16 protein-coding genes are annotated in these 14,964 nt (G+C 72.9%); all 16 read left to right on the top strand.

Going from position 1 to position 14,964, the window contains the following annotated elements:
• The first annotated feature begins 27 nt into the window (after positions 1-27).
• The 16 genes from OG937_40870 to OG937_40795 all read left to right on the top strand — a co-directional run bounded on the left by OG937_40870 (position 28) and on the right by OG937_40795 (position 14,924).
• Positions 28-1,113, top strand: a complete 1,086-nt coding sequence (locus tag OG937_40870) for a hydrogenase expression protein HypE (GenBank protein ID WUD77615.1) — start codon at positions 28-30, stop codon at positions 1,111-1,113.
• 66 nt (positions 1,114-1,179) lie between these two features.
• Entirely contained in the window at positions 1,180-2,964 is a 1,785-nt protein-coding gene (locus OG937_40865; GenBank protein ID WUD77614.1) for a nickel-dependent hydrogenase large subunit, read from the top strand.
• Positions 2,961-3,482 (top strand): hypothetical protein, encoded by a 522-nt coding sequence (locus tag OG937_40860; protein WUD77613.1) that lies wholly within the window; start codon positions 2,961-2,963, stop codon positions 3,480-3,482. Before OG937_40865 ends, OG937_40860 begins: the two co-directional genes overlap by 4 nt.
• A complete protein-coding gene (locus OG937_40855) occupies positions 3,479-4,126 on the top strand; it encodes a DUF5947 family protein (GenBank protein ID WUD77612.1) in 648 nt (215 codons plus the stop codon). The genes OG937_40860 and OG937_40855 overlap by 4 nt, the downstream gene beginning before the upstream one ends.
• Complete coding sequence (locus OG937_40850) at positions 4,123-4,773, top strand: DUF6084 family protein (GenBank protein WUD77611.1); 651 nt, start codon at positions 4,123-4,125, stop codon at positions 4,771-4,773. Before OG937_40855 ends, OG937_40850 begins: the two co-directional genes overlap by 4 nt.
• The gene (locus OG937_40845) at positions 4,770-6,134 is read left to right on the top strand and encodes a hypothetical protein (protein ID WUD77610.1); all 1,365 of its coding nucleotides are present in this window, start codon (positions 4,770-4,772) and stop codon (positions 6,132-6,134) included. The genes OG937_40850 and OG937_40845 overlap by 4 nt, the downstream gene beginning before the upstream one ends.
• Positions 6,131-6,649: a hydrogenase maturation protease gene (locus OG937_40840; protein WUD77609.1), complete on the top strand. Its 519-nt coding sequence runs from the start codon at positions 6,131-6,133 to the stop codon at positions 6,647-6,649. The genes OG937_40845 and OG937_40840 overlap by 4 nt, the downstream gene beginning before the upstream one ends.
• Positions 6,650-6,962: 313 nt before the next feature.
• The gene (locus OG937_40835; protein WUD77608.1) at positions 6,963-7,361 is read left to right on the top strand and encodes a hydrogenase maturation nickel metallochaperone HypA; all 399 of its coding nucleotides are present in this window, start codon (positions 6,963-6,965) and stop codon (positions 7,359-7,361) included.
• Between the two features lie 5 nt (positions 7,362-7,366).
• Positions 7,367-8,158 (top strand): hydrogenase nickel incorporation protein HypB, encoded by a 792-nt coding sequence (gene hypB / locus OG937_40830; protein ID WUD77607.1) that lies wholly within the window; start codon positions 7,367-7,369, stop codon positions 8,156-8,158.
• The gene (gene hypF / locus OG937_40825) at positions 8,158-10,551 is read left to right on the top strand and encodes a carbamoyltransferase HypF (protein WUD77606.1); all 2,394 of its coding nucleotides are present in this window, start codon (positions 8,158-8,160) and stop codon (positions 10,549-10,551) included. Before hypB ends, hypF begins: the two co-directional genes overlap by 1 nt.
• Positions 10,551-10,847: a HypC/HybG/HupF family hydrogenase formation chaperone gene (locus OG937_40820; protein ID WUD77605.1), complete on the top strand. Its 297-nt coding sequence runs from the start codon at positions 10,551-10,553 to the stop codon at positions 10,845-10,847. The genes hypF and OG937_40820 overlap by 1 nt, the downstream gene beginning before the upstream one ends.
• Positions 10,844-11,968, top strand: a complete 1,125-nt coding sequence (hypD, locus tag OG937_40815; protein WUD77604.1) for a hydrogenase formation protein HypD — start codon at positions 10,844-10,846, stop codon at positions 11,966-11,968. Before OG937_40820 ends, hypD begins: the two co-directional genes overlap by 4 nt.
• 55 nt (positions 11,969-12,023) lie before the next feature.
• Complete coding sequence (hypE, locus tag OG937_40810; GenBank protein WUD79036.1) at positions 12,024-13,037, top strand: hydrogenase expression/formation protein HypE; 1,014 nt, start codon at positions 12,024-12,026, stop codon at positions 13,035-13,037.
• 97 nt (positions 13,038-13,134) lie between these two features.
• Positions 13,135-13,506 carry a low affinity iron permease family protein gene (locus OG937_40805; GenBank protein ID WUD77603.1) on the top strand — a complete coding sequence of 124 codons (372 nt, stop codon included), beginning with the start codon at positions 13,135-13,137 and terminating at the stop codon, positions 13,504-13,506.
• Between the two features lie 277 nt (positions 13,507-13,783).
• A complete protein-coding gene (locus OG937_40800; GenBank protein WUD77602.1) occupies positions 13,784-14,221 on the top strand; it encodes a sortase in 438 nt (145 codons plus the stop codon).
• Positions 14,222-14,462: 241 nt separating this feature from the next.
• A complete protein-coding gene (locus OG937_40795) occupies positions 14,463-14,924 on the top strand; it encodes a DUF5709 domain-containing protein (GenBank protein ID WUD77601.1) in 462 nt (153 codons plus the stop codon).
• The last annotated feature ends 40 nt before the right edge of the window (positions 14,925-14,964 follow it).

The following is a 14,964-nucleotide window of genomic DNA, read 5'->3' as shown; positions in this document are numbered from 1 at the left end:
TTTGTCGCTCGATGAGGAGGCATCCCGATGGATGCGACTGCTTCGACCAAGAACGACGCCGCGCGTACCCCGGCAGCCGGGGACGAGCAGGCCCCGATCCACATTCTCTGGATCAACGCGGGGCTCAGTTGCGACGGCGACTCGGTGTCGCTGACCGCCGCGACGTTGCCCAGCATCGAGGAGATCGTCCTGGGCGGCCTTCCCGGGCTCCCCAAGATCCAGGTGCACTGGCCGCTGATCGACTTCGAGTGCGGTCCGGTCGGGGGCGCCGACACCTTCATCGAGTGGTTCTTCAAGGCCGAACGCGGCGAGATCGAGCCGTTCGTCCTGGTCGTCGAGGGGTCCGTCCCCAACGAGGCGATCAAGGCGGAGGGCTACTGGTGCGGTTTCGGCGACAACCCCGAGACGGGCCAGCCGATCACCACCAGCGAGTGGATCGACCGGCTCGCGCCCAAGGCCCTGGCCGTGGTCGCCATCGGCACGTGTGCCACCTACGGGGGCATCCACGCCATGGAGGGCAACCCGACCGGCGCCATGGGCGTGCCGGACTACCTGGGCTGGGAGTGGAAGTCCAAGGCGGGCATCCCGATCGTCTGCGTGCCCGGCTGCCCCATCCAGCCGGACAACTTCGCCGAGACGCTGACGTACCTGCTCTACCAGGCGGCCGGCTCCGCGCCGATGATCCCGCTGGACGACAAGCTGCGCCCGGCCTGGCTGTTCGGCGCGACCGTGCACGAGGGCTGCGACCGGGCGGGCTACTACGAGCAGGGGCAGTTCGCCGACCGCTACGACTCGCCGCAGTGCCTGGTGAAGATCGGCTGCTGGGGCCCGGTCGTGAAGTGCAACGTCCCCAAGCGCGGCTGGATGGACGGCATCGGCGGCTGCCCCAACGTCGGCGGCATCTGCATCGCCTGCACCATGCCCGGCTTCCCGGACATGTTCATGCCGTTCATGGACGAACCCCCCGGCGCGCGGCTGTCCAGCACCGCCAGCGGCGCGTACGGCGCGGCGATCCGGCGGCTGCGGTCCATCACGGCCAGGACCGTGGACAAGGAGCCCAAGTGGCGTCACACCGGCCGGAAGCTCACCACCGGCTACAAGGCGCCCTGGTGACCTCACGGCACCGCCCCGGCCACTGACCATCCCACTCCCCCGCTTGACGAAGGGCACGCACACACCATGGCTCCGAAGACGAAGACGGCCGGAGACGGCAGTGGCCTGATGGAGATGTCCTGGGATCCGATCACCCGGATCGTGGGCAGCCTCGGCATCCACACGAAGATCGACTTCAAGCAGAAGCGCGTCGCGGAGTGTTACAGCACCTCGTCGGTCTTCCGCGGCTACAGCGTCTTCATGCGGGGCAAGGACCCCCGCGACGCGCACTTCATCACCAGCCGGATCTGCGGCATCTGCGGCGACAACCACGCCACCTGCTCGGTCTACACGCAGAACATGGCGTACGGGGTGAAGCCGCCGCACCTCGGCGAGTGGATCATCAACCTCGGCGAGTCCGCGGAGTACATGTTCGACCACAACATCTTCCAGGAGAACCTGGTCGGGGTCGACTACTGCGAGAAGATGGTCCGCGAGACCAACCCGGGCGTCCTGGAGCAGGCCAACCGCACCGAGGCCCCACACGCCGCCGAGCACGGCTACCGCACCATCGGCGACATCATGCGCTCCCTCAACCCGCTCGAGGGCGAGTTCTACCGCGAGGCGCTGCAGGTCAGCCGGTACACCCGCGAGATGTTCTGCCTGATGGAGGGCCGGCACGTCCACCCCTCCACCCTCTACGCGGGCGGCGTCGGCACCATCGCGTCGGTGCAGCTGTTCACCGACTACCTCACCCGGCTGATGCGGTACGTGGAGTTCATGAAGCGCGTCGTGCCGCTCCATGACGACCTCTTCGACTTCTTCTACGAGGCCCTGCCCGGCTACGAGGAGGTCGGCCGCCGCCGCATCATGCTCGGCTGCTGGGGCGCCCTCAACGACCCGGACCACTGCGACTTCACTTACGCCAACATGACCGACTGGGGACGGAAGATGTTCGTCTCCCCCGGCATCGTGGTGGACGGGAAGCTGGTCACCAACGACCTCACGCAGATCAACCTGGGCATCCGCATCCTGCTGGGCAGCTCCTACTACCAGGACTGGGAGGGCCAGGAGCAGTTCGTCACCCACGACCCGCTCGGCAACCCGGTCGACCCGCGGCACCCGTGGAACCAGCACACCATCCCCGCGCCCCAGAAGCGCGACTTCGACGACAAGTACAGCTGGGTGATGTCCCCGCGCTGGTTCGACGGCAAGGACTACCTGGCGCTGGACACCGGCGGCGGCCCGCTCGCCCGCCTGTGGTCCACCGCGCTCAACGGCCTGGTCGACATGGGGTACGTGAAGGCCACCGGGCACAGCGTGGTGATCAACCTGCCCAGGACGCTGACCAAGCCGGAGACCACCTTCGAGTGGAAGATCCCGCAGTGGAGCAACGCCCTGGAGCGCAACCGGGCCCGCACCTACTTCCAGGCCTACTCCGCCGCCTGCGCCCTGTACTTCTGCGAGAAGGCGCTGGACGAGGTCCGCGCCGGCCGCACCCAGACCTGGGAGAAGTTCGAGGTCCCGGACGAGAGCATCGGCGTGGGCTTTACCGAGGCCGTGCGCGGTGTGCTCTCGCACCACATGGTCATCCGCGACGGCAAGATCGCCAACTACCACCCGTACCCGCCCACCCCGTGGAACGCCAGCGTGCGCGACACCTACGGCACCCCGGGCCCGTACGAGGACGCGGTGCAGAACACCCCGATCTTCGAGGAGAACTCCCCGGAGAACTTCAAGGGCATCGACATCATGCGGACCGTGCGCAGCTTCGACCCGTGTCTGCCGTGCGGCGTCCACATGTACGTCGGCGGCGGGCGCACCGTGGAGAAGCTCCACGTCCCCACCGGTCTGAGCGGCATGGCCGGATGAGCGCGGAGCAGACGGCGCGGCGCGTCGAGGAGATCCTCGACGCGTTCGCGGCCTCCGGCGACGGCGAGACGGCACGCGCCGCCGAGGAACTGGTGCGCACCCTCATGGAGTTCTACGGCGCGGGCCTGACCCGCGCCGTCACGCTCCTCAAGAACGGCACGGCCGACCCGCTCGCCGTGCTGATCGCCGACGAGATGGTGGCGGGTCTGCTGACCCTGCACGACCTGCACCCCGAGGACACCCTCACCCGGGTCGGCCGCGCCGTGGAAGCGGCGCGCGCCGGGGCGACGGTGGGCATCGAGCACTTCGACCCCGATACCGGCACGCTGCGGCTGAACGCCCGCGAGGACGGCGGCTGCGGCTGCCCCAGCACCATGGACGCCACCCGGCAGCGCATCGAGGCCGCGCTGTCCTGCTTCGCGCCCGAGGTGACGGTGGTCGAGATGCCGCGCTCCGGCCCGGCGGCGGGCGAACCGGCGCTGCTGCAGATCGGCAACCGTCCGCCGGGGGCGCCGTGAGCCCGCGGACCCCCGCGGCCGGACTGCGCCGTTTCGTGGCGCCCCGCCAGCCCGCGGTCGAGCGCTGCGAGCTGTGCGGGGTGGAGCTGACGGGCCCCCACCGGCACCTGGTCGACACCGGCAAGCGCGCGCTGTCCTGCGCCTGCGTGCCGTGCGCGCTGCTCTTCGAACGGCCCGGCGCCGGCGGTGGCCGCTTCGCCTCCGTGCCCGACCGGGTGCTCGGCGACCCGGGCTCGGTGCCCGGCACGGCCTCCTGGCAGCGGCTGCGCATCCCCGTCTCGGTCGCCTTCTTCTTCCACAACTCGGTGCTCGACCGGCCGGTGGTCCTCTACCCGAGCCCGGCCGGCGCCACCGAGAGCGAGGTCGACCCCGGCACCTGGCGGGCGGTGTTCGGCGACTCGCCACTGGCGGCCGCGCTGCGGCCGGACGTGGAGGCGCTGCTGGTCCGCCGGGACGGCGACGGGGGCGACGGCGGCGAGTGCTTCCTCCTCCCGATCGACCGCGCCTACGAGCTGGTGGGCCGGCTGCGCCTGAACTGGCAGGGGTTCGACGGCGGTTCCGGCGCCCGCGCCGAACTGGCCGCCTTCTTCGACGACGTACGACAGCGGGCCGCACCGGTGCCGCGGGAGGGGTTGCCGACGTGACCGAGCTGGACTTCGCCTGCACGGGCGTACGAGCGGACCGGTACGCCGCCGGACCGACGCTGGTCTTCCGGCTGCGCATCACCGCCCCCGGTGGGGAACGGGTGCACGCCCTCGCGCTGCGCTGCCAGTTGCGCATCGAACCGGCGCAGCGGGCGTACGGCGACGCCGAGGCGCAGGGCCTCGGCGACCTGTTCGGCGAGCGCGAGCGGTGGGGCAGCACGCTGCAGCCGATGCAGTTCGCCCAGGTGTCGCTGATGGTGCCGGGCTTCACCGGCGAGACCGAGGTGGACCTGCCGGTGCCGTGCACCTACGACATGGACGTCGCCTCGACGAAGTACTTCGAGGCCCTGGAGGACGGCGAGGCGCCGCTGCTGCTGCTCTTCTCCGGCACCGCCTTCCTCGGCCCGGCCGGCTTCCAGGTGCAGCCGGTGCCCTGGGACAAGGAGGCCGTATGCCGCATGCCGGTGGCGGTGTGGCGCGAGACCATCGACGCCCACTTCCCGGGGTGCGGCTGGATCCGGCTCCCGCGTACGGCGCTGGAGTCGCTGCGGTCCTTCCGCAGCGCGCACGCGCTGCCCTCCTGGGAGGCCACCGTCGAGGCCCTGCTCGCCGGCGCCGCCGCCCCGGCGGGGGGTGCCGCCCGGTGACGGCCGCCACGGAACGCTTCGCGACGGCCCGTCAGGCCGCCGACGCCGTCCTGTTCGAGGGCTACGTTCTCTACCCGTACCGGGCGTCCTCGGCGAAGAACCGGATGCGCTGGCAGTTCGGGGTGCTCGTGCCCCCGGTGTGGGCGGACGCGTCCGGCGAACCCGTCCTCCAGCGGACCCAGATCCTCATGGAGCCGCGCGCGGACGCCGCGCTCCACGCGGAGCTGCGCTTCCTGCACGCCCAGCGGCGCACGGTGGAACGGATCCTGATCGACGGCGGGTTCGAGCCCACCGACGAACTCCAGCTGCCGGACCGGGTGCTGGTCCCGTGGGACGAGGGCGTGGAGGAACGCGTCGAGGTGTCCGTCGACATCGCGGCGCTGACCGCCGAGGACGTCGTCCTGCCCTTCACCGTCCCCGCGACGGAGGAGAGCGAGATCGTCACCGGCGCCGACGGCACCCCCACCGGGCGTGTCCTGCGCCGCCGGGCACGCCTGGAGGGGGTCCTGCGGATCTCCGCCGAGGAACTGCCCGGCCCCTACCGGGTGCTGAGGCTCACCGCCGTCGCGGAGAACACCGGGTCCGCCCTGGCCTCCAGCCGGGAGGAGGCGCTGCCGCACTCGCTGGTCTCGGCCCATCTGATGCTGGGTCTGACCTCCGGCTACTTCGTGTCGATGACGGACCCGCCGGAGTGGGCGAAGGCCGCCGTCGCCGAGTGCCGCAACGAGAACACCTGGCCGGTGCTGGCGGGCGACCACGGCGCGGCGAACGTGGTGCTCTCCTCCCCCATCATCCTGGAGGACCATCCGCGGATCGCCCCGGAGAGCCCGGGGGCGCTCTACGACGCCACCGAGATCGACGAGATCCTGGCGCTGCGCACCGCCTCCCTCACCGACGAGGAGAAGCGGCAGGCGCGCGGTACCGACGACCGGGCCGCCGCGGTGATCGACCTGGCCGAGTCCATGCCGCCGGAGGTGATGGAGCGTCTGCACGGGGCCGTGCGCGCGCTGCGCGAGGTCACCGCTCCGGCAGGCCCGCCCGTCGCGGTTCCCGAGACCCCCTGGTGGGACCCCGGCGCCGACGCCTCGGTCGACCCGGCCCGGGACCGCGTGATGGTCGGTGACACCTGGGTGGCCGCGGGCAGCCGGGTCGTACTGCAGCCGGGACGGCGGCGCACCGACGCACAGGACCTGTTCCTGCACGGGCGCAGCGCCCAGGTGGAGGCGGTGCTGCACGACGTGGACGGCGGGGTGCACCTCGCGGTCACCGTCGACGGCGACCCCGGCGCGGAGATCCGCCGTGAACAGGGCCGCTTCCTGTACTTCCAGCCCGACGAACTCGCTCCCCTGGAGGACGTGTGAGCACGGGCGGTGTGCTGGTCGCCGGCATCGGCAACATCTTCCTGGGCGACGACGGCTTCGGCGTCGAAGTGGTGCGCCGGTTGTCCGGGCACCCGCTGCCCGACGGCGTCCATGTCACCGACACCGGCGTGCGGGGCGTGCACCTGGCCTACCAGCTCCTCGACGGGTACCGCAGCGTGGTCCTCGTCGACGCCGTCGCGCGCGGCGGCTCCCCCGGCACGCTGCACCTCATCGAGGCTCCGCCGCCCGGCGGCGACGGCCCGGGCGAGGCCCTCGTGGACGGGCACCGGATGACCCCGGACACCGTACTGGCGCTGCTCGACACCCTCAGCGCCGGGACGGGTGCCCCCAGGCCCTCCCGGGTCCTGGTGGTGGGCTGCGAGCCGGCCTGCCTGGAGGAGGGCATCGGTCTGAGCGCTCCCGTGGCCGCCGCCGTGGACGAGGCCGTGCGCCTGGTGCTGCGGGTCGTCGGCGAGGAGTGCGACCGGCCCGCGGACCCGCACGCGGTGGCCTGACCGGCCCGCCGCGACCACAGATCCCGGCAACGAGCAGAAAGGAGCACCCCGCCATGTGGAAGATCGCCCTGAGCGCGGTGGGCGCGGCCGTGGCCGCCCTCGCCTTGTCCCGCGTCCTGCCCGACGTGAAGCGCTACCTGCACATCCGGTCCATGTGAGGCCGAACGGGTAGGCCGTCGCCGGCCCGGCGGCGTGGCGGACCGGGTGCCCCGGGCGCCGGGCTTTCAATGAGCCGCGTCAGCCGCCGGCACCGCCCACCGGGCGCGACGGCAGCCGGGGCCCGGCCGGCACCCGCACACCGGAGAAGAGACCGATGCACGAGATGTCCATCGCAGTGGCGGTGGTGGAGCAGGTCGAGGAGGCCGCCGCCCGGCTCGCGGACGGCACGGGGGCGGCGCCCTCCGCGGAGTCCGTCCACCTGGAGGTCGGCGAACTCGCCGGCGTCGTGGCGGACGCCCTCGCCTTCAGCTTCGACCTCGCCTGCACCGGCACCGTACTGGAGGGCGCGGCCCTCACCACCGAGACCGTCCCCGGCCGGGCCCGCTGCGCGCGCTGCGCGCGGGACTGGCCCACCGGCATGCCCCCGCGGCTGACCTGTCCCGGCTGTGACAGCGCGGCGACGGAGCTGCTGTCCGGCCGTGAACTGCGGATCACCGAGGTGCGGTGGGCCGCGCAGCGCCGGCCGGCCGCCACACTCCCCGAGGAGCGCTGAGGACCATGTGCAAAGTGACAGATCTGCGGCAGTCCGTGCTCGCCAGGAACGACCGCGGCGCACAGGACCTGCGCCGGGAACTCGCCGCACGCGGGACCGTCATGGTGAACCTGCTGTCGAGCCCGGGCAGCGGCAAGACGGCTCTGCTGGAGTCGGAACTGGGGCTGGCCCGGCTGCGGGGGGTGCCGGTGGCGGCGCTCACCGCCGACCTCGCCACCGAGAACGACGCGACCCGGCTGGCCCGCTCCGGTGCCCCGGTGCGGCAGGTGCTCACCGACGGGCTGTGCCACCTGGAGTCGGCGATGGTGCGGTCGCAGGTGGACTCCTGGCTGCCGGAGGGCACGCACCTGCTGTTCGTGGAGAACGTCGGCAACCTCGTCTGCCCCGCCTCGTACGATCTCGGCGAGTCACTGCGCGTGGTGCTGGCCTCGGTCACCGAGGGCGAGGACAAGCCGCTGAAGTATCCGACGGCCTTCGGCCTGGCGCATCTGGTGATCGTGACGAAATACGACATCGCCGAGGCGGTCGGCTTCGACGAGGCGGCCTTCCTGGCGGCCGTCGCCCAGGTGAACCCGGGCGTGGAGGTGCTCGTCACGTCCACACGGGACGGCGACGGCGCGGGCGTGCTGCTGGAGCGGGCGCTGGCCGTGCACGCGGGGGCCGCTGTGCACCGTCCGGTGATGGCGCGCACCGCCGTGGAGAACGGCCACGCGCACGGGCACACCCATGCGCACCCGCACGAACACCCGCACCAGGACGCCGCCGGGCACACCCACTCCGTGGGCCACACGCACTGATGCCGGGTCAGCCGGGGCCCGCGGCCCGGACCGCGCAGCGCCGCAGGGTGCTGGTCCGGGGGGTCGTGCAGGGAGTCGGCTTCCGGCCGTTCGTGTTCGGTCTGGCCCGTGAGCTGGGGCTCGCGGGCCACGTCGGCAACACCGGCGACGGGGTGGTCGCCGAGGTCGAGGGCGCCCCCGGCGCCGTGGCGTCCTTCTGCACACGGATCGGCTCCGAAGCGCCGCCGCTGGCGGTGGTGGAGTCGGTGCACCATCATCTGCTCCCCCTCGCGGGCGGCACGGACTTCACCATCAGCCCCTCGCGCCCCGGCGACGCGGCCTCCCGCACCCTGGTCTCCCCCGACACCGCCACCTGCGAGGCGTGCCTGGCCGAGCTGCGCGACCCCGCCGACCGCCGCCACCGGCACCCGTTCATCACCTGCACGCACTGCGGGCCGCGCTTCACGATCGTCACCGGCCTGCCGTACGACCGGCCCCACACCACGATGGCCCGGTTCCCGATGTGCGCGACGTGCCGGGACGAGTACGAGGACCCCGCCGACCGCCGCTTCCACGCTCAGCCCGTCTCCTGCCACGACTGCGGTCCCCGGCTGCGGCTGGTCGTGCCCGGCGCGGAAGGCACGGACGGCGCGGACGGCACGACATGGCAGGGCGAACCGCTCACGGAGGCACGGCGGCTGCTGGCGGTGGGCGCGATCGTCGCGGTGAAGGGCCTGGGCGGCTACCACCTGGCCTGCGACGCGGGCAACGAGGAGAGCGTGCGGCTGCTGCGGGCCCGCAAGGACCGCGGCGACAAGCCGTTCGCCCTGATGGCGCGGGACGTCGCGGACGTGGAGCGGCTGGCCCACGTCGGCCCGGCGGAGCGGGAGTTGCTGACCGGCACACGCCGGCCGATCGTCCTGCTGCGCCGGCGCGCGGGGGTGCGCGAGGTCGCGGAGGCCGTGGCGCCGCGGGTCGCCGACCTCGGGGTCATGCTGCCGTACACGCCGATCCACCATCTGCTGCTGGGACTGCCGGGCGATCCCCCGGGGCCCCGGCTGCTCGTGATGACCAGCGGCAACCTGGGCGGGGAGCCCATCGTCACCGACGACGAGCAGGCCCTGGAACGTCTGGCGGGCCTGGCCGACGCGTGGCTGACGCACGACCGGCCCATCCATGTGCCGTGCGACGACTCGGTGGTGCGGATCTGCGACGGCGAGGAACTGCCCGTGCGGCGCTCGCGCGGCTACGCGCCCTTCCCGGTACCCCTGCCCGTGCAGGTGGCGCCGGCGCTCGCCGTAGGCGGCGACCTGAAGAACACCTTCTGCGTGGGCGAGGGACGGCACGCCTGGCTGTCGGCCCACGTCGGCGACATGGACGACCTGGCGACGCTGACCGCCTTCACGGCCGCCGAACGCCAGTTGGAGGAGATCACCGGGGTCAGGCCCGTGCTCCTGGCTGCGGACCGGCACCCCGGCTACCGCTCGGTGGGCTGGGCACGGCGCTCCGCGGGCGAGCGGCCGCTGCGGCAGGTGCAGCACCACCACGCGCACGTCGCGGCGGCGATGGCCGAGGCGGGGCTGGACGGGACGCGCCCGGTGATCGGCGTCGCCTTCGACGGGACGGGCCACGGCGACGACGGCGCGGTGTGGGGCGGTGAGTTCCTGCTCGCCGACTACGACGGCTTCCGGCGGCCCGCGCACCTGGCGTACGTGCCGCTGCCCGGCGGGGACGCGGCGGTGCGCCGCCCCTACCGGATGGCGCTGGCGCATCTGCGGGCGGCCGGTCTGCCCTGGGCGCCGGAACTGCCGTGCACGGCCGCCTGCCCGGAGGACGAACGGGCGCTGCTGGCAACCCAGTTGGAGCGGGGGCTGCACTGCGTCCCGACCTCCAGCATGGGCCGGCTCTTCGACGCCGTCGCCTCGCTGGCCGGGGTGTGTCACGAAGCGGGGTACGAGGCGCAGGCCGCCGTCGAGCTGGAGGCCGCGGCGGTGGCGGCGGGCCAACTGCCCGCGGAGGGCTACTCCTTCACGCTGCGCATCGGCGCCGGCGCCGACGGAGCGACCGCCTGCGACCCGGGCCCGGTGCTGGCGGCCGTCGTCGCCGACCTGCACGCGGGCGTGCCCGCCGGGGTGGTCGCCGGGCGCTTCCACCGGGCGGTGGCCGACCTGGTGCGCCGGGTGTGCGCGGCCGTACGGGAGGCGCAGGGCACCACGACGGTGGCGCTCAGCGGCGGCGTCTTCGCCAACGCTCTGCTGTCCTCCGCGTGCGCTCGGGACCTGCGCGAGGACGGGTTCACGGTGCTGCGCCACCGGCTCGTACCGCCCAACGACGGAGGCCTGGCGCTCGGCCAGTTGGTCGTCGCCGCACGCGGCGGCCCCACGGACCCCCACCCACAGCGAGGAGACAGCTGATGTGCCTGGCGGTACCCGGCAAGGTGCTGGAGATCGAGGAACGGGACGGCACCAAGATGGCGGTCGTCGACTTCGGCGGCGTGGTGAAGGACGTGTGCCTGGAGTACCTGCCCGACCTCCAGGTCGGCGAGTACGCCATCGTCCACGTCGGCTTCGCGTTGCAGCGGCTGGACGAGGAGTCGGCGCGGCAGACGCTCGCCCTCTTCGGGAACCTCGGGCTGCTGGAGGAGGAGTTCGGCGACCCCTGGCAGCAGGCGGCCGCCGAGGCGGGAACGACGGCGGAGGCGGAGCGGTGAAGTACATCGACGAGTTCCAGGACCCGGAGCTGGCCCGGAGACTGCTGGACGACATCCACGCGACCGTGACCAGGCCCTGGGCGCTGATGGAGGTGTGCGGCGGCCAGACCCACACCATCATCCGGCACGGCATCGACCAGCTCCTGCCGAAGCAGGTGGAGCTCATCCACGGCCCCGGCTGCCCGGTCTGCGTGACCCCGCTGGAGGTCATCGACAAGGCACTGGAGATCGCCTCCCGCCCCGGGGTGATCTTCTGCTCCTTCGGCGACATGCTCCGCGTCCCCGGCACCGGACGCGACCTCTTCGGCGTCCGCGGCGAGGGCGGTGACGTGCGCGTCGTCTACTCCCCGCTGGACGCGCTGCGGATCGCCCGGGAGAACCCGGACCGCGAGGTCGTCTTCTTCGGCATCGGCTTCGAGACCACCGCCCCGCCCAACGCGATGACGGTGTACCAGGCCCGGAAGCTCGGCATCGCCAACTTCAGCCTGCTGGTGTCCCACGTCCGCGTCCCCCCGGCGATCGAGGCGATCATGCGCTCGTCGGACTGCCGCGTGCAGGGGTTCCTGGCGGCCGGTCATGTGTGCAGCGTGATGGGGACGGAGGAGTACCCGGAGCTGGCGGACGGGTTCGGTGTGCCGATCGTCGTCACCGGCTTCGAGCCGCTGGACATCCTGGAGGGCGTGCGCCGCGCGGTGCGCCAGCTGGAGCGCGGCGAGTACCGGGTGGAGAACGCCTACCCCCGCGCCGTGCGCCCGGAGGGCAACCCGGCGGCGAAGGCGATGCTCGCGGACGTCTTCGAGGTCACCGACCGCGCCTGGCGCGGCATCGGCGTCATCCCCGACAGCGGATGGCGGCTGTCGGAGCGGTACCGGGAGTACGACGCCGAGCACCGGTTCTCCGTCACGGGCATCACCACGCGGGAGCCGGCCGCCTGCCGCAGCGGCGAGGTCCTGCAGGGCCTGATCAAGCCGCACGAGTGCGAGGCGTTCGGCGGTGTCTGCACGCCCCGCACGCCTCTGGGCGCCACGATGGTCTCCAGCGAGGGGGCCTGCGCCGCGTACTACCTCTACCGCCGGCTCGGCGGGACCAGCGCACCCCTGGAGGCGAGCCCCGTTGGCTGACATCGCAGAGACCCTCGCCGCCCCGGACTTCTCCGGCTGGACCTGCCCGGCGCCGCTGCGCGACCAGCCGCGGGTGGTGATGGGCCACGGCGGCGGGGGCGCGCTGTCCGCGGAACTCGTCCGGTACGTCTTCGCCCCCGCCTTCGGCGGCGAGGTGCTGGCCGGGCTCGCCGACTCCGCGGCCGTTACGCTGGGCGGGGCCCGGCTGGCGTTCTCCACCGACTCGTACGTGGTGCGGCCGCTGTTCTTCCCCGGCGGCAGCATCGGCGACCTCGCCGTCAACGGCACGGTCAACGACCTGGCGATGAGCGGGGCCAGGGCCGCCTACCTCTCCTGCGGCTTCATCCTGGAGGAGGGGGTGGAGATGCCGCTGGTGGCGCGGGTCGCCGAGGCGCTCGGCGCGGCCGCGCGCACCGCGGGGGTGGAGGTCGTCACCGGTGACACCAAGGTCGTCGAGGCCGGCCACGGCGACGGGCTGTACGTCAACACCGCCGGCATCGGCCTGATCCCCGACGGTGTCGACATCCGTCCGCAGCGTGCGGCGCCGGGCGACGTGGTCATCGTCAGCGGGGAGATCGGGGCGCACGGCGTCGCCGTGATGAGCGTGCGCGAGGGCCTGGAGTTCGGGGTCGAGATCGAGAGCGACACGGCGGCGCTCGGCGGGCTCGTCGAGGCCGTGCTCCGCGTCACGACGGACGTGCACGTGCTGCGCGACCCGACGCGTGGCGGTCTGGCGGCCGCCCTCAACGAGATCGCGGCCGCCTCGGGTGTCGGTGTCGTCCTGCAGGAGCGGGCGGTGCCCGTGCCACCCGCGGTGGCCAACGCCTGCGCGGTGCTGGGCCTGGACCCGATGTACGTCGCCAACGAGGGCAGGCTCGTCGCCTTCGTGCCCCGCGCGGTGGCCGAGGAGGTGCTGGCCGCGATGCGCGCGCATCCACTGGGCGCGGACGCGGCCGTCATCGGGGAGTGCGTGGCGGACCACGCGGGCATGGTCGTCGCCCGTACGGGCCTGGGCGGGACGCGGGTGGTGGACCTGCCGCTGGGTGAGCAGTTGCCGCGCATCTGCTGACCGCGGACCGGATCCGGCCGGTCCGCGGATGCGGGCCGGCCGAGCACGTCCCGCGCACCGCACCGCCCATCGTCGACGAGCCCCCCGGGAGGACGGCGTGACGTTCCGGCATCCGGCGGAGCGGACCGACGAGGAAGGCGGGCGGGGCCGGTTCGAGCGGCTCGCCGAGGCGACGTCCAACTTCACGGCGTCGCCGCTCTTCTACTGCGTCTGCCTGCTCCTGGTGGCCGGCTTCCTCGTCGTCCACGCCCTCGGGCTGCCCTTGAAGTGGCAGCTGTTCGCCGCGGATCTGATGACGGCGGTCACCCTGCTGCTGCTCGCCCTGCTCAAGAACGCCGAACGCCGCGCCGAGCACGCCGTCCAGCGCAAGCTGGACGCGATCGCCGCCGCCCTGCTGGAGCAGGGCGGCAGCTCCCACGAGGCACGGGACGCGCTGCGTGAGGTGATCGGCCTCCACGAGGAAGCGTGACCGCCCCCATTTTCTGATGCTCCGTCAATCTCGTTTCGGCAGAACATCTCTGTCGGTCCGTCACCTGATTGCGGGTAAGGCAGGACACTTTCGCGGGCGATCGCCCGCATGGCGCGTGACCTGCGGTGACGTGGCGAGCCGGGGCTGCGCGGGGACGCTTTCGGCGCCGTGAGCACCGCTTTCGGGTGGCAGGCCCCACGCGGTGCTGTTTTGCTCCGCGTGGAGCGGACGTCCTGGGACCGCTCCTCTCTCTGCCCGTTCGACCTGGAGCTGCCTCATGCCTACAACACGCGTTCTTGGCGGCGTCGCCATGGCCGCGGCCGTCATCGGTCTCACCGTTCCCACCGCCTCCGCCTCGGCCCCTGCCTACGACCTCCCCAATGCATGGGTCACCCCCTACTACGCCGTCCCCGGAATGCGGCTGATGGTCACGACCACGGCCTGCGGCCGTGACGCCACCTACTCCAAGGGCCAGTCCGAAGCCGGCGGCCAGGTCAACCTGCTGCCCCTGGGCAGGCGCGGCGGCCTGCTCGCCGGCAGCTTCCGGGTACCGAAGCACACCCGGCCGGGCTGGTACACCGTGACGCTGCGGTGCCCGCCGCGCACCCAGACCACCGCCTCCTTCCGGGTGGTCAGGGGCTTCGCGCACGGGTTCTCCGGCCTCGACTGCGACGACGACTTCGGTCCCGTCGGACGGCGGTCCGCCCGCCGCTGACCCCCGGTGCCCGGGTCTTCGGACCGCCGCCCCGGCCGCCGTGAAGGATGACGGTGGCGCGGCCGGGGCGGCGGGGGCGCGGGACGGCGGGTGAAGGTCCAAAGAACGCTCCCGCACCGACCTTTTTCACCCTTCCGGGTGGCGATCGGCGTCCGGACGGAAGAGTGTGGAGGGAAAGAGGGGGCGCGCGGCCCGCGAGACGGCGCCGAGGCGGTGGCGGCGCGTGAGCGAGGAGACGGACATGCGAGAGAACGAGATGGGTGACGAGGTCTACCAGCCGGACGGGTCAGAGGTACAGGACGACGCCGGGCTGCTGGAGCCCGAGGACACCCTGGACTACCACGGTGTCGACCAGATTCTCGACGAGGGCTACTCACCGCCGGAGCGGCCCTGGGCGGTGAACAAGCCCGCCATCACCGCGGCGGGCCGCCTGCAGGGCGAGACGCTCGACGAACGCCTGGCCGAGGAGCTCCCGGACCTGCCGGTCCCCGACGGGGACGGCATCGGGGACGCGTGGGACACCGACGGGGAGCTGATCGACGGCGAGGTCGGGGGCCCGCGCGCCGGGCGCCTGGTCGCCCCCGACGAGGGCGCGCACTACGAGACCGAGGGCATGGTCGCCCAGGACATCGGCATCGACGGGGCGGCCGCCTCCGCCGAGGAGGCCGCGATGCATCTCGTACCGGAGTCCGAGGAGTACTGACCCCTCCTGACCCGGTCCCGTCGGGACCCGGTCGCGCGGG

Origin of the sequence: Streptomyces sp. NBC_00510 (assembly GCA_036013505.1) — a bacterium.
Classification (GTDB): Bacteria; Actinomycetota; Actinomycetes; order Streptomycetales; family Streptomycetaceae; genus Actinacidiphila.
Note: the sequence above shows the minus strand (reverse complement) of the source record. Positions and strands in the feature narration are given on the sequence as shown.